Source organism: Protofrankia sp. Cas4 (assembly GCF_963555915.1).
Lineage (GTDB): Bacteria > Actinomycetota > Actinomycetes > Frankiales > Frankiaceae > Protofrankia.
Map to the genome: position 1 here is coordinate 1 of NZ_CAUVXL010000234.1, position 14,869 is coordinate 14,869.

General features: G+C 69.6%; 13 protein-coding genes and 1 pseudogene. 10 read left to right on the top strand and 4 right to left on the bottom strand.

The window, feature by feature from the left end; genetic code table 11:
• From U9979_RS20910 to U9979_RS20945, 8 genes and pseudogenes are all read left to right on the top strand, one after another.
• Positions 1-329, top strand: a pseudogene (locus U9979_RS20910) (hypothetical protein); the annotation flags it as partial.
• Positions 326-2,329 carry a mycofactocin system FadH/OYE family oxidoreductase 2 gene (locus U9979_RS20915; RefSeq protein ID WP_322780711.1) on the top strand — a complete coding sequence of 668 codons (2,004 nt, stop codon included), beginning with the start codon at positions 326-328 and terminating at the stop codon, positions 2,327-2,329. The pseudogene U9979_RS20910 and the gene U9979_RS20915, both read left to right, overlap by 4 nt.
• The gene (locus U9979_RS20920; protein WP_322780712.1) at positions 2,330-3,403 is read left to right on the top strand and encodes a mycofactocin-associated electron transfer flavoprotein alpha subunit; all 1,074 of its coding nucleotides are present in this window, start codon (positions 2,330-2,332) and stop codon (positions 3,401-3,403) included. It begins immediately after the preceding gene.
• 89 nt (positions 3,404-3,492) lie between these two features.
• Positions 3,493-4,830 carry an FAD-dependent oxidoreductase gene (locus tag U9979_RS20925; RefSeq protein WP_416220273.1) on the top strand — a complete coding sequence of 446 codons (1,338 nt, stop codon included), beginning with the start codon at positions 3,493-3,495 and terminating at the stop codon, positions 4,828-4,830.
• Positions 4,831-4,857: 27 nt separating this feature from the next.
• Positions 4,858-5,187, top strand: a complete 330-nt coding sequence (locus U9979_RS20930; RefSeq protein ID WP_322754064.1) for a ferredoxin family protein — start codon at positions 4,858-4,860, stop codon at positions 5,185-5,187.
• Positions 5,165-6,256: a putative mycofactocin-associated electron transfer flavoprotein gene (locus U9979_RS20935; protein ID WP_322780714.1), complete on the top strand. Its 1,092-nt coding sequence runs from the start codon at positions 5,165-5,167 to the stop codon at positions 6,254-6,256. Before U9979_RS20930 ends, U9979_RS20935 begins: the two co-directional genes overlap by 23 nt.
• On the top strand, positions 6,240-6,998 hold the full coding sequence (gene mftE, locus U9979_RS20940; protein ID WP_322780715.1) for a mycofactocin biosynthesis peptidyl-dipeptidase MftE: 759 nt from the start codon (positions 6,240-6,242) through the stop codon (positions 6,996-6,998). The genes U9979_RS20935 and mftE overlap by 17 nt, the downstream gene beginning before the upstream one ends.
• Positions 6,999-7,012: 14 nt before the next feature.
• Positions 7,013-7,804 (top strand): mycofactocin-coupled SDR family oxidoreductase, encoded by a 792-nt coding sequence (locus U9979_RS20945; RefSeq protein WP_322780731.1) that lies wholly within the window; start codon positions 7,013-7,015, stop codon positions 7,802-7,804.
• 120 nt (positions 7,805-7,924) lie between these two features.
• Here U9979_RS20945 and U9979_RS20950 read toward each other — a convergent pair whose 3' ends face one another.
• Together U9979_RS20950 and U9979_RS20955 are read right to left on the bottom strand one after the other, a co-directional pair.
• Complete coding sequence (locus U9979_RS20950) at positions 7,925-8,884, bottom strand: electron transfer flavoprotein subunit alpha/FixB family protein (protein ID WP_322750175.1); 960 nt, start codon at positions 8,882-8,884, stop codon at positions 7,925-7,927.
• Positions 8,885-8,897: 13 nt separating this feature from the next.
• Positions 8,898-9,683, bottom strand: a complete 786-nt coding sequence (locus tag U9979_RS20955; RefSeq protein ID WP_322750174.1) for an electron transfer flavoprotein subunit beta/FixA family protein — start codon at positions 9,681-9,683, stop codon at positions 8,898-8,900.
• A gap of 458 nt (positions 9,684-10,141) precedes the next feature.
• Between U9979_RS20955 and U9979_RS20960 the strand changes: the two genes are divergently transcribed.
• A complete protein-coding gene (locus U9979_RS20960; protein ID WP_416210657.1) occupies positions 10,142-11,371 on the top strand; it encodes a transcriptional regulator in 1,230 nt (409 codons plus the stop codon).
• Between the two features lie 204 nt (positions 11,372-11,575).
• Entirely contained in the window at positions 11,576-12,634 is a 1,059-nt protein-coding gene (locus U9979_RS20965; RefSeq protein WP_322780717.1) for an endonuclease/exonuclease/phosphatase family protein, read from the top strand.
• A 147-nt stretch (positions 12,635-12,781) separates the two neighbouring features.
• Here U9979_RS20965 and U9979_RS20970 read toward each other — a convergent pair whose 3' ends face one another.
• Together U9979_RS20970 and U9979_RS20975 are read right to left on the bottom strand one after the other, a co-directional pair.
• On the bottom strand, positions 12,782-13,852 hold the full coding sequence (locus U9979_RS20970) for a M48 family metallopeptidase (protein ID WP_322780718.1): 1,071 nt from the start codon (positions 13,850-13,852) through the stop codon (positions 12,782-12,784).
• Positions 13,853-14,011: 159 nt separating this feature from the next.
• Positions 14,012-14,788 (bottom strand): enoyl-CoA hydratase/isomerase family protein, encoded by a 777-nt coding sequence (locus U9979_RS20975; protein WP_322766372.1) that lies wholly within the window; start codon positions 14,786-14,788, stop codon positions 14,012-14,014.
• Positions 14,789-14,869: the final 81 nt, after the last annotated feature.

Genomic DNA, 14,869 nt, shown 5'->3' on the forward strand with positions numbered 1-14,869 from the left:
AGGCCGGGGTGAAGCTGGTGAAACGGACCCGGCTGACCCGGCTGGACGGCGCCATCCTCTACGGGGACGACGTGTTCGCCGACGCCACGGTGGAGATCGCCTGTGCGGCGCTGGTGACCAACACCGCTGAGCTGCCCGTGCTCGGGCCCGACGAGATCGAAGCGGCGCCCGGGGCGGTGGTCGGGGACGCGATCGCTCCCCGAACCGTCTATGAGGCCGTGCTGGAGGGACGCCGGGCCGCCCTCGCCGTGGGTGACGGGATATTCCGGCCGGCGGCGGAGGCGGACCGGGCGAACCCGGCGCGCGGCAACCGAGGGGTCGGTCGATGAGCCGGTATCGGCATCTGTTCAGCCCGCTGCGGTTGGGCCCGATCACGGTCGCGAACCGGATCGTGTTCTCGGCGCACCTGACCAACTACGCCGCCGACGGGCTGCCCACCGAGCAGCACGCCGCCTACTACGCGACCCGGGCGGCCGGCGGCACCGGTCTGATCATCACCGAGGAGCACTCGGTGCATCCGACCGACTGGCCGTACGAGAAACTGATCCACGGCTTCTCCCGCCACGCGATACCCGGCTACCGGCGCATCACCGAGGCCGTCCACCGGCACGGCGTCCCGATCTTCGCGCAGATCAACCACAACGGCGGACAGGCGTCCGGGATGTTCTCCCGGCTGCCGGTATGGGCGCCCTCGCCCGTGGCGGATCCGCTGTTCCGCGAGGTTCCCAAGGCGGTGAGCCAGGCTGAGATCGACGAGATCGTCGCCGGCTACGCGAGAACTGCGGGGCACTGCGCAGAAGGCGGCTTCGACGGGATCGAGCTGCAGTGCTCGCACTCCTCGATCGTGCGGGGGTTTCTGTCACCGGCGACCAATCAACGCACCGACGACTACGGGGGCGACCTCGCCAACCGGGCCCGGCTGCTGCGCGAGATCGTCCACGCGGTGCGGGCCGCGATCGGCCCGGAGCTCGCGCTCGGGGTGCGGCTGTGCGGCGACGAGCTGATCGAGGGCGGCATCACCCTCGACGAGTGCGTCACGGTGGCGCGCATCGTCGAGGCGACCGGCGCCGTCGACTACATCAACACCTCCATCGGCACCGCCACGTCCACGCTGTACATGATCGAGGCGTCGATGGCGGTCCCACCGGGCTATGCGCTGTTCATCCCGTCGGCGATCCGGGGTGCCGTGGACCTTCCGGTCGTCGGTGTCGGCCGGTTCAAGGACCCGCTGCAGGCCGAGCGGGCACTGGCTGACGGGCACTGCGACCTCGTCGGGATCGTGCGCGGGCAGATCGCGGACGCGAACTTCGCCCGCCAGGCCCGCGCCGGGGCGACCGAGAACATCCGGCTGTGCCTGTCGTGCAACCAGGAATGCGTCGGACGGATGGGCCTGAACCGCTGGCTCGGCTGCATCGAGAACCCGCTGACCGGCCGGGAGGCTGTCCGGGCCGCCCAGGGCAGTATCGAACCCGGTCCGGACGGCCGCGACCCGGCCGGCACACTGATCCTCCCGATGCCGGTGCGGCCCAGGGACGTGCTGGTGGTGGGTGCCGGGCCGGGCGGGATGCAGGCGGCGATCAGCGCCCATCGCGCCGGCCACCGCGTCACCCTGGTGGAGGCGGCCGACGAGGCGGGTGGGCAGGTGCGCCTGGCCGCAACCGTCCCGGGCCGGGCCGAATTCGGCGACCTCGTCCGCAACCAGCTGGCCGAGTTGCGCACGCTCGGCGTGGCGATCAAGACCGGAGTGCGGGTGGACGTCGGCTACGTCCGCGACCATCATCCAGACGTGGTCGTCGTGGCCACCGGGAGCCGGCCGGCGCGGCCGTGGTGGGCCGGCCCGGACGACCCCCGGATCTGTACCGTGCGGTCGGTCCTCGACGGTTCGGCGTCCCCGACCGGGCGGGTCGTGATCGTCGACGAGATCGGCTTCCACCACGCCCCGTCCGTTGCCGAGCTGCTCGCCGACCGCGGCTGCGAGGTTACGGTGCTCTCCCCGGACATGCAGGTCGGCCAGGGTCTCGGGGTGACGTTGGACAGCGAGGGCTGGAACATCCGGGCTGCGCGCAAGGGCATTGCCCAGATACCGGACAGCGTGGTGCTGGGCCTGGACGACGCCGGCCTGCAGGTGCTGTTCCACCCGACCGGGACGACCACCGCACGTCCGTTCGACCATGTTGTCCTGGCGGTCCCCGAGGAACCCGAGGACGACCTGTACCTCACCCTGCGCGACACCGGTGAGGTCGCCGTCCACCGGGTTGGAGACTGTGTGGCACCACGGCGGGCACATGCGGCCGTGATCGACGGCGACCGGATCGGGAGGAGCCTGTAGATGTCGGGATCACCACCCGTCGTAGCAACCGACGCACCGCCGAGATCCTCACTCGGGCTGGTCGTGGTGCGCCGTGGCGTGCTGCCGGCGGGCGCGGACGAGGTGACCGCGGAGGCGGGCGGGCGGGTCCTGCTCGTCGGCGACGGCGTGGCCGCCGCCGCGACCGATCTGACCAGCGCGGCCGACGTCACGCTGTGGGAGGCCGGCGAGTTCGCGCCGGCAGCCTGGTCCGCGGTGCTGGCCGCCGAACTCGACGGCGGCACGATCGACGCCGACGTGATCATCATGCCCGCTTCCCCGGACGGCCGGGACTTCGCTCCGCGCCTGGCCGCAACGCTGGGCCGGGGGCTGGTCGCGAACGCCATCGCCGTACGCGCCCACGAGATCGTGGCCGCACGCTACGACGGCCGGCTCGCCGAGCACTCACCGGTGCGCGGCCCGGTGGTGGTCACGCTCATCCCGGGCGTCCGCGGTGTCGCGCCATGCCAGCTCGCCCCGCGGATCCGCACGTTCACCCCGGCGGTCCCTGATCCCGCCGTGGCCGGCGACCCCGAGGTAGTCGACGCCGAGGTACTGGCGGTGTTACCGGCGGACCCGGCGACGATCGCGCTGACCGAAGCGTCGCGCATCGTCGGTGGCGGACACGGGATGGGCAGCGCGGACGCCTTCGCACTGCTCGCCGATGTGGCGGCGGCGATCGGCGCGTCGCTCGGCGGCACCCGGGTGGTGGCCGACCTCGACTGGATCCCGTTCGAACGCCAGATCGGCACCACCGGGGCGATCGTGGCGCCCCGGCTGTATCTGGCCTTCGGGGTCAGCGGGGCCGTCCAGCACACCAGCGGCCTGGGCAGCCCCGATCACGTGATCTCGGTCAACCTCGATGGGAGCGCGCCGATGATGGCCATGGCCGACCTCGCGATCGTCGCGGACGCCCCCGCGGTCGTCGCCGAGCTGCGCCGACAGTTGGCCGGGCCGGCCGGGGTCGCGACCGAGCGCACCGCCGGCGAGCGCGCCCCCGCCGTCAGCACCACCGGCGAGCGCGCCCCCGACAACAGTGCGGTGATCCTTCCGTGAGCGGCTCACCGCCCTCGGATGATCTCTATCCGGATGGGCACCTGGCCTCGCCCCCGAAGCGTCCGGCCACCAACCCGCTGTCCCCGCCGATGCCAGCGCCATCGGATGCCCGTGCCGACGCCGGACATGACGCGGACGTGATCGTCGTCGGTGCGGGGCCGGCCGGCTCGGCGGCCGCACTGGTCGCGGCGCGAGCGGGAAAATCGGTGCTACTGCTGGAACGCGGACCGTTCCCGGGCTCGAAGAACCTCTTCGGCGGGGTCGTCTACGGCCGGGTCCTCGACGACCTGGTGCCGGGCTGGGCCGAGCAGGCACCGATCCAGCGGTGGGTCACCCGCCGGCAGACGATGATCCTCACCGGTGAGCAGGCGCTGTCGATCGACTACCGCAACCAGAAGTGGGGCCGGCCGCCGTATAACGGCGCCACCACGCTGCGGCCCGACTTCGACGCGTGGTTCGCGGGGTTGGCCGAAAAGGACGGTGCCACGCTCGTCACCTCCACCGTGGCCACCGGGCTGCTGCGCGACCCGGTCACCGGACGGATCACCGGTGTGCGCACCGACCGTCCCGACGGCGACCTGAGCGCGCCGGTGGTGATCGCCGCGGACGGGGTCAACTCGTTCCTGGCGAAGGAGGCCGGCCTGTACCCGAACGCCGGCGCCCGTCACTTCACGTTAGGTGCGAAGGAGGTCCTCTCCCTGCCCCGGGGCGAGATCGACGCCCGGTTCGGGGTCCGTGACCGCGAGGGCGTCGACATCGAGATCCTCGGCGGTACCGGCGGCATCGCCGGCGGCGGGTTCGTCTACACCAACCTTGACACGATCTCGGTCGGGGTTGTGCTGTCCCTACCCGACCTCGCCGCCTCCCGCCGGCGTCCCGAGGAGATCATCGCCGAGCTCAAGGCCCACCCGGCGATCCATCCGCTGGTCGAAGGCGGCGAACTGGTCGAGTACGGCGCGCACCTCATCCCCGAGGGCGGCTACGACGCCATGCCGGCTCTGGTCGGCGACGGCATGCTGGTCACCGGGGACGCGGCCGCGATGTGCCTGGCCGCGGGGATCTGGCTGGAGGGCGTCAACTTCGCGATCGCATCCGGTGCCGCCGCCGGCCAGACCGCGGTGGCAGCCCTGGACGCCGGTGACACGTCCGCACGCGGGCTCGCCGGCTACCGACGGCGTCTTGAGTCGTCGTTCGTGCTGGCAGACCACAAGAAGCTGCGCCGCGCACCGGCGCTCGTGCTCGGTGAGCGGACGCAACAGCGGTACCCGGACCTGATCTGCGGAATCGTCGAGGACATGTTCACCGTGACGAACCCGCGTCCGAAACGGGGTCTCGTGGCGATCGCGCGCGCCCGGATGCGCGGCAGCGGCGTAACACTACGTGACCTCGTCCGGGATGGTACCGCCGCACTGCGCACCTTCGGCTAATCAATGATCGTCAAAGGGGACGCCGCCATGAGTACCCGACGCTTCCTACCCTGGCCGGCCCGCCCGTCATCCGCGGACACGCTGTCGTTCACCGACCGCATGGACACGGTGCGCTTCGACGTGGCGGAGCAGGCGCACATCACCGTCGACTCCACCGTGTGCGAGACGTGCACCACCAAGGCATGTGTCACCGCCTGCCCGGCAGACCTGTTCGTGCCGAAATCCGACGGCGGGATCCTGTTCAACTACGAGCAGTGCTTCGAATGCGGCACCTGCTACATGGTCTGCGGCGAACAGGGCGCGATCGCCTGGAGCTATCCGGAGGGAGGCCACGGTGTCGTCTTCCGCCATGGCTGAAACCGGCGACATCTTCGGCCTTCAGGTGACAGTGCTGGTGGCTCACTCGCCGCTGGCGGTCGAGGTGGACCCGCTGACCGGCGAGGTCCACATCGACGAGCGACTGTCCGGCCTGTCCGCCGCCGACCAGGCGGCCTGCGAGTGGGCACTGCGTCTTGGTGACGCCTGGTCCGTGCCGGTGGCGGTGCTCACCGTCGGGCCGCCCGCCGCCGACGCCACCCTGCGGGCGGTGCTCGCCGCCGGCGCCGCAAGGGCAATCCGGGTGGACGCCGACGCCGACGCCGACGCCGACCCGCGGATGGTCGCCGCGGGTGTGATCGCGGCCCTGCGTCGGGACCCCGATCATGGGGACCCCGATCATGGGGACCCCGATCATGGGGACCCCAATCATGGGGACCCCAATCATGGGGACCCCAATCATGCGCAGGCGGCCCGCACGGACATCGTGGTCGCCGGAAGCTGGTCCCCACGCCGCGGCTCGGGTGCGGTACCGGCGCTGGTTGCCGCCGGCCTCGGTCGGGGGCGCGGTCGCGGGCACGGCATCGGTGGCGTGGCGCAGGCGCTCGGCCTGGTGTCCCTTGCCCCGACCGCGCCCGGGGTCGTCGAGGCCGAACGACGCATTGACGGTGGACGGCGGGAACGGCTGCGGGTGCGGGCGCCGGCGGTGCTCTCGGTCGACCCGGGGACGGCACCGCTGCGTCGCGCCGGGCTGCGTGCGGTGGTCGCGGCCCGTCGTGCACCGATCGACGTGGTGCGGATCGCCCTCCCGGTATCACTGCCTGCAACCAGAGTGCCGCTGCGTCCCCGTCCGAAAGTCCTGCTCCCGCCGGCTGCGACCCTGCCGGCGCGCGAACGTGTCAGGCAGCTGACCGGCGCCGGGGAGACCCGCGGCACCGATCGGGCCGTCGTCCGCCTCGACCCGCCGCAGGCCGCCGACCGCGTCCTCGCCGCCCTGCGCGCCTGGGGCTATCTGCCGGCTCCTGGTCCTGGTCCTGGTACCTGCCCCGGCCCCGGTGCCCTTGCTCCCGGTCCCGGTCCCGGTCCCGGTCCCGATGAACAGGCTCGGTGAGCGCTGCTGGCCAGAGCTTCGCGACCAGTCACCACTGGTCGCCGTGCCGCTGGGAAGCACCGAACAGCACGGACCGCACCTGCCGCTCGACACCGACACCCGGATCGCGCGGGCGCTCGCGGACGGGTTGGCCTCGCGACTGCCCGGTGTCCTTGCAGCCCCGGCCCTGGCCTACGGCGCGAGCGGCGAACACGCGGACTTCCCCGGGACACTGTCGCTGGGCAACCGCGTCCTCGCGCTGGCCGCCGTTGAAATCGCCCGCTCCGCCGACATCACGGCGTCCGGCGTGGTGTTCGTGAACGGGCACGGCGGCAACGCCCCGGCCCTACGGGAAGCGGTCACGCTGCTGCGCTCGGAGGGACGCCACGTGCTCGCCTGGGCACCGCGGTCGGCTCGTGCCACCGATCTCGGGATACCGGCCGGCGACACGGACCTGCACGCGGGACGGATCGAGACGTCCCTCATGCTGCACCTGGCGCCCGACCTGGTACGTCTCGACCGGGCCGTCGCCGGACCGTCGCCGCCGCTCGCCGAGCTGATCCGCCGTGGGGTCGGGTCGCTGAGCCCCTCGGGTGTGCTGGGTGACCCGACCGGAGCGTCGCCGGGCGAAGGTGCGCTTCTACTGCGCGCCTATGTGGACGACCTGGTCACGGCCGTCGCGCGCTGGGATGAAAGCCGCCGGGATGAAAGCCGCCGGGATGAAAGCCGCTGGGACGAGAACCGACCGCAGGAGAACCTGTGACGGAAGACCCGGGGATGGGAAGTCCGGTCGCCGTGGTGACCGGCGCGGCCCGAGGTCTGGGTGCCGCGGTCGCGGCAGCCCTGGACGAGCGTGGCTACCGGCTGGTCCTGACCGACATCGCGGCCGGTGCCGCCGCCCCGGGCGCTCCCACGGACGGCGGATACCCGTACGCCACCTGGGAGGATCTCGCGAAGGTCGCTGCGGGTTGCACCGAGGCGGTGGCCGTGCGGGCCGACGTCCGGGTCCAGGCCGACCTCGACGCCGCGGTTGCGACGGCCCTCGACCGGTTCGGACGCCTCGACGCAGCGATCGCGGTCGCCGGGGTGATCGCGGGTGGGCCACCGGTCTGGGAGACCGACGACCAGACCTGGCGGATGCTGCAGGCCGTCGATCTCGACGGTGTGTTCCACCTGGTCCGAGCGGCCGTCCCGGCGCTGCTGGCGGCACCGGCCGGCCGGTTCGTGGCGGTTTCCTCGGCCGCCGGAACCCGCCCGCTGGCACGCCTCGCGGCGTACTGCGCGGCCAAGCACGGCGTCGTCGGGCTGGTCCGCAGCCTGGCCGCGGACCTGGCCGGCACGGCGGTGACCGCCAACGTCGTGTGCCCGGGATCGATGGACACGACGATGCTCGCCGAGACGGCCCGGGTCTACGACCTGGACGGGGTCGACGAGTTCGCCCGGCATTCTTTCCAACGACGCATCCTCGACCCGGCCGAGGTGGCGGAGGCGGTCGCATGGCTGTGCTCGCCCGCCGCCGGAGCACTGACCGGGGCTGTCGTGCCGGTGGACGCCGGCTTCACCGGCTAGCAGCCGGTGGAAGCGGTCGCTATGGCAACGAAAGCCACCTACCGCTGGACGACATTCGTCCGAACAGTAGGTGGCAACGGTCGCTGTGGCGACCGCTGCCACCTACCCAGGGATACGCTCTTACGCCTTGTGCTTCTCGATCGCGTCGGTGAGCTGCGGGACGACGTTGAAAAGGTCGCCCACGATGCCGTAGTCGGCGAATTCGAAGATCGGCGCTTCCGGATCCTTGTTGATCGCGACGATCATCTTGGACGTCTGCATTCCGGCCCGGTGCTGGATCGCCCCGGAGATGCCGACCGCGATGTAGAGCTGCGGCGACACCGTCTTTCCGGTCTGCCCGACCTGGTTCTGGTGGGGATACCAGCCGGCGTCAGTCGCCGCACGGGACGCCCCCACCGCGGCGCCGAGCGTGTCCGCCAACTTCTCGACGAGGGCGAAGTGCTCGGCGGCGCCCAGACCGCGGCCGCCGGAGACGACGATCTGCGCCTCGGTGAGGTCGGGGCGACCCGACTTGGCCTCAACAACCCGGTCAAGGATCTTCGCCGACCTGGCGGAGTCCGAGATCGTGATGTCGACCTTCTCCTCGGTCGGCGTACCCGGGGCAGCCACCGGTGGGGTCGTGTTCGGCCGCACCGCGAAGACCGGCGTCCCCTTGGTGACCTTCGAGGTGACGATCGTCGAACCACCGAAGATGCCTTGGGTAGCGGCCAGGTCCGGCGTGAGGCCGACCGCGTCCCAGATCAGGCCCGACCCGGTCTTGGCCGCCGTGCGCGCGGCGGCTTCCCTGGCATCCGGGGTGGCCGCGGTCAGGACCGCTACCGGAGACCTGTCGGTCACCAGCTTGGCCAGGACCTCAGCCACCGGGGCCACCACGTAGTCGGTGACGTCCTCGGACTCGACGACGTAGACCGTGGACGCGCCGTACTGAGCCAGGAAGTCCTTGGCTTTCGCGTACGTTCCGGGCGCGCCGAGGAAGACCGCGGACGCCTCACCCAGCGACCGGGCGAGCGTCAGCAGCTCGGCGGTGACTTTTTTCGGCTCGCCGTCTGCATGCTCGACGAGAACTAGAACCTCAGCCATCGGACAAGACCCCTCAGATCAGCTTCTGCGCGGCGAGGAACTCAGCGGCCCTGGTGCCACCGTCGCCCTCGTCCTTGACGATCGTTCCGCTCTGACGGGGCGGAGCGGCCTGAGCGTCCAGCACCGTCGACGCAGCGTTGGCGAGGCCCACCGTGCCAGCATCCAGGCCCGCGTCCGCGACGGACAGAGTGGTCAGCGGCTTCTTCTTCGCCGCCATGATGCCCTTGAACGACGGATAACGCGGCTGATTGATCTTCTCGACAACCCCGACAACCACAGGTGTGGACGCTTCCACGAGGAAGTAGCCGTTGTCAGCCAGCCGTTCGATCCGCACTGTGCCGGCACCCGGGTCGACGGTCACCTTACGGGCCTGGGTCAGCTGCGGGAATCCGAGCCGCTCGGCAAGCAACGCACCCAGCACACCGCCTCGGGCATCGGACGCCTCAGTAGCGGTGATAACAATATCAGGCGAAAGCGTTGAAATAACCTTCGCGAGCGCAGCGGACGTCTGCAGGGCATCGGAGCCGGCCAGCGCCTCGTCGGTGATATGGACGGCCTTGTCCGCGCCCATCGACAGTGCCTTACGCACGGTTTCCAAGGCCTTCTCGGGACCCATGGTGACCACCGTCACCTCGCCACCATGAGCCTCTTTGATCTTCAGGGCCTCCTCGACCCCGTACTCGTCCATTTCGTTCATGACGTTGTCGACGCTCTTGCGATCCGTCGTCCTGGTTGCGGGATCGAGCTTCTTCTCCGCCCAGGTATCCGGAACCTGCTTGACGGTGACGACGATGTTCACGCCTCGGGGCCTCCGTAGCCACATTCATGGGTCTTCATTGCTCTTGACATGGTCGCACCTGCGTCGTTGACACGCTCAATGATCGTCGACGTGACCCAGGTCGCACTCGACCCATCCTGCACGCCAGGCTCCTGGTGCGTGCATTCGCACGCGCGTCTGCACGCCCCCTTCCATCATTGTGACAGCTCCACTACGTTGTGTCTCACAACGCATCGTCTGGCCATTGCATCATGAAATATCACGTAATGAGCTACGGGGGCTCAATGAACAGACAACAATCGTCGGCCGATCAAGAAACGATCAACTGCGGACCGCATCAAACGCTATTCGGACGGTTACTTGCCGAAGCGTCGGTCTCCGACACTCGCTTCGCCCGACAGGTCAACGAACGCGCGCGCCGACAACGAAACGTTGATCTCGGTCTTGCGCGTACCACGGTAGGGCACTGGCGTCGCGGAATGCGCCCCCGTGACCCCATGGTGGCCGAGCTCGCCGCCGCCGAGATGTCGATGCTGGTCGGCTACCCCATCGCGCCATCCGATCTCGGTTGGCGCGGCGAGGCCTATCACGGCGACGACTTCGGGCTCGCCGTAGCCGAGAAACCCTCGGGCACTCTTCGGACTATTGCCGGACTCTCGGGGCGAGATATGCGCAGACGCGACCTCTTATACGACGGAGCGGTCTTCGTCGCCGCCGCCTTCGCCGACCCCGTGCTGGCGAGCCTCACCGGAGTCGTCGAAACGATCAGCCGGGACGAGATCGTACCTCCGGTACCGACCGCGTCCATGATCAGAGATATGACCGAGACCTTCCGCAAGCTCGACGCCCGCTACGGCGGCGCCGAGATTCGCGGACAGGTGGTCGCCTTCCTGCACGACCGCGCGAGAGCGGCGCTGGAGAACCGCCACACGCCGGACCTGTTCAGCTCGCTCGCCGAACTTACCCAGTTCAGTGGCTGGCTCGCTCAGGATTGCGACCGCCAGGCACTTGCCCAGCGCTACTACATCCAAGCGCTGGGCCTCGCGGAACACAGCGGGGACACGATGCTCGCCAGCCGGATCCTGTCCGCCATGAGCGACCAGGCCGGCCGCCTCGGTCAGTACCGGCAGAGCCTGGCCATGGCGAAGGCCGCCATCGACCGTTCCCACGGCTCGGCGTCTCCCACGGTCCGGGCGATGCTGCACGACAAACACGCCTGGGCACTGGGCCGCATGGGCGACGAGCCCGGCTGCAGCCAGGCGCTGATCGACATGGAGGACGAACTCGAACGCGCGAAGCCTGGTGACGGTCCACAATGGGCCTCCCACTACGACGAAGTGGACGTGGCCGAATGCAAAGGCCACTGTTTTCTGCTGCTCGGCAAGGCGAAGGCGGCCGAACCCCTGCTACTGGAATCCCGTTCCCGCCCGCCTGCTTCCCGGACCCGGACCCGCAGCTATGCCGAGGCGGATCTCGCGCTGTCGTATCTGCGCCAGCACGGCCCGGACGTCGAAGCCGCGCTGGACGCGGCGAGCCGCGCGATTGACCTCGCCGGCCAGTTGGATTCGGCGCGGATCACCGACAAGTTGCGTGAGGTTGACCGCCGGTTGAGCCGGCATGACGATGTCGTCGCAGTCCGGGAGTTGCGGGCGCGCTCGGCACCGCTGATCGCCCGCACGGAGAGCCACACCCAGGTGGCGGTGGCATAACGCGGCCGGGTACATACCGCGGCCAGGTACATACAACGCGGCCGGCCGGCGCGGCCGGGTATGCCGGCCGGCCGGTGCCTGTGACGTACACCGGCCGCGGCCGCGGCCGCGCCTGTCGGCTGGCGATGACCGGCTGGCGATGACTGAAAGCGCTCCGTCGGCCCCGCCGCCGGCCACGAACCTCCCGGCCGGCAGTCTATGAACATGACCCCGCACTCGGACACCGGCTCTGACCTGCCCGTGTACCCCGAAGACGACGACCACGTGGTGCCATCGAAGCGCGGCGCCGCCGGGGTGATTCCGCCGCGGACTCTGGTGATTCTTTTTTCCTGGCTGGCAGTCGGCAACCTCGGGGTCATCACGCTGGGCCGCGCCCTCCATCTGGATGACGCGCTGAGCTGGCCCTACTCGGGGATCAACGCCTTCACCCCGGTCGAATTCCTGCCGGCCTATGTGGTGTTGGCCGTCAGTTTCGCATTGCGACGCAACCGGCTGTTGATCGTCTCAACGCTGGTCATCATCGCCCACCTGTACTGGACCGTACCCGAGCTCTGGCCGGGGAAGCCCGAAAGCGCTCCCGCCGGCTCGGCGAAAGTGCGGATGATGAGTGCGAACCTGCTGTACACGAACGAGAACGCCGGACGGCTGGGTACCCAGATCCGCGCGGAGGGACCCGACATCCTCGTTCTGGAGGAGGCCACCCCCCTTACCCTGGCTGCGGTCGAGAAGTCCGGGGCACTGGCAGCTTTCCCCTACCAGGACGTCCGTTCCCAGCCGAATCCGTTCGGAATCGCGGTGTTCTCCCGTTTCCCGTTGGTCGAGCCGGAGCTGCGGTCGGTTGCAGACCTGCCGTCACTGCGGCTGACGGTGCAGGTGGACGCGGCGCATCAGTTCCGCCTTTTCGCTGTCCACACGGTCGCGCCGATCAACGGCGGCTCCGCCCCTCGGTGGCGCAGCCAACTGGACAACCTGCGGGCCGACGTCGCCCGCACGCCCATCCCGGTGGTGCTCGCAGGCGACTTCAACGCCACCCGCGACCACCGACCGTTCCAACGCCTGCTAAATGATCATCTTCGCGATGCCCACGACGTGGTCGGTGCCGGCTGGACACCCACCTGGAACGCGGACCACCTGGTGCTGCCGCCGCTGCTGCGCATCGACCACGTCCTTGCCTCGCCGCAGTTCGCCGTCACCGGCTACCAGGTGGGCGCGGCGTTCGGTAGCGACCACAAACCCCTCATCGTCGATCTCGCCCTGCGCTGACTCCCGCTCGCCCTGCGCTGACTCCGGCACCCGTTCCGGGAGATCATCACATCCAACGATGTGAACCTGATGCGACGGGAGCAACACCGGATTCACATCGTTCGGCGGCGCTCCGCCCGGTGTTCGGCGGCACCCCGCCCTGTCCTGCTAGGCAGAGGTGGTCCAGACCGCGAGTCCGGTTCCGCAGGCCGTGCAGAAGTTCTCGGTCGGCCGCGCCGGCTTCACGCAGGTCAGGCATACACGACTGCCGGCCCGCACCGCATAGATCCCATCGAGGATCCTCCTGGGCTCGTCCTCGCGCAGCCACTGGTCAAAAAAGCGGGCGCGCTCGACCGTGAGTGGGTGGGATCCGGTGGTCCGGATCCGCATGCGGTGAAACCGGGTCAGCCTGCTCTGCTCGGCCATGTCGTCCAGCAACCGTGCCTGCTCAAGAAAAGCGGCGGGGTTCATCTGGTCCAGCCAGCGGGTCGCCCCGCCAGCCAACTTCATCATCATCCGGACGCATGGATCGGGATCCTGGACCGCGAGCATCGCCGCCCGGTCTGCGGTCAGCTCCGCCTTGCGCGACCAGGCCGCGAGCCCCGCCCCGAGGCCGAAGGCCGCGATGTTGTTGACAACGGCGTTCGACCGCCGGGCCACTCCCGCGCCCATCGCCCCGCTGACAATTCGTGCCATGGTCCCATATAGAACGTGACCGCATTTGACGTGCCCGATTTCATGCCCGAGCACGGCCAGCAGCTCATCGTCATCCATGATCTCGATGAGATCGGTGAAAAGCACGATGTACGGATGGTTGTGCCCGGCCGTATAGGCATCGACCGGCCCACGCCGGATGTAGAGCTCAGGCTCTGGAACGTCCAAAATCGCGCACGTCTCGCGCAGTATGGCGTGGATCCCCGGAAATTGGCGGGGACCGACCTTCACGCTCGATGCCGTATTCTCCACGTACTGGGTACGTTCGACACCCCATTCGATGTATTTGGCCACGACCCGGTCGAACCCGGGAAGGCGCTTCAACGTACGGGTGGCCCGCCGGTCAAGCGGATGTCGGAACGCGTCCGGATCGAGCCCTGGCAGGCGAATCCGTCCACTGTCTGGGACGGCGTTCACCGACGGCTTCCGGATGCTGACAACCTCGTCGGCTTCGGCCATCCCCCACCTCTCGTGGCGCCCGTCCCCGGTCGCATTGTCGACCGAAGCCGGGATGTCAGGCGTCATAGTAGAGCGCCCCGTCGCCCCACGACAGCCCTACGCTCGAACGCGAGGACGTCACCTGCGCGACACCGGACCCGCCACACCCGACCGGCAACGATGAGCGTCGGCAGGTCAGCGTCGGCGGGTGAGCGTCGGCAGGTGAGCGTCGGCAACCGGTCACCGTCAACGGCCGACGAAGTCCGCCTTGCCCGGGCCCCGCTCGGCAAAGGACTCCATGCCGATGCGCTTATCCTCGGTCCCGAACAGCCCGGTGAACACCGCGGTCTCCAGCCGTAGCCCGTCGGACAGTCCAACGTCCAAACCGTCGTCGATCGCCACCTTGGCCGCCCGCAGCGCCAGCGACGGCCCCTGCGTGAACCGGCCGGCCAGGCGCAGAGCCTCGGCGTAGACGTCGTCCGGGGCCACCACCCGGTCGGCGAGACCGATCTCCTTGGCCTCGGGTGCGCGCACCTGGCGACCCGTGAATATCAGGTCCTTGGCCCTGGCGGCGCCGATCAGCCGGGGCAGCCGCTGCGTTCCGCCCGCGCCTGGGATGACTCCGAGCAGGATCTCGGGCAGCCCGACCTTGGCGTCGTCACCGAAAACCCGGAAGTCGGCACACAGGGCGAGCTCCAGCCCGCCACCGAGGGCGTATCCGGTCACTGCGGCGACCACGGGCTTGGGGATACGGGCCACCTGCTCGAAGGTTGCGGTGAGTTCACTGACCCACGCCAGGATCTCGGCGTAGCCCATCGGGGTCATTTCCTTGATGTCGGCTCCGGCCGCGAACACCTTGGGACCGCCGTAGAGCACGACGGCCCGAACGTCGGAACGGGCCGCCGCCTGCGCCGCTGCCACCCTCAGCTCGCCGGTGAGCTGGCTGTCAATCGCGTTCATCGCAGGCCGGTCCAACCTGATCGTGCCTATTGCGTTGTCGACCTCAAAGTGCACGACCGCCACCGGCCGACCTCCTCAGCTCACCACCGCGGATCACTACCGCGAATCGCTCCTGCGGACTACTACTTCGGATCAGTACCAGGG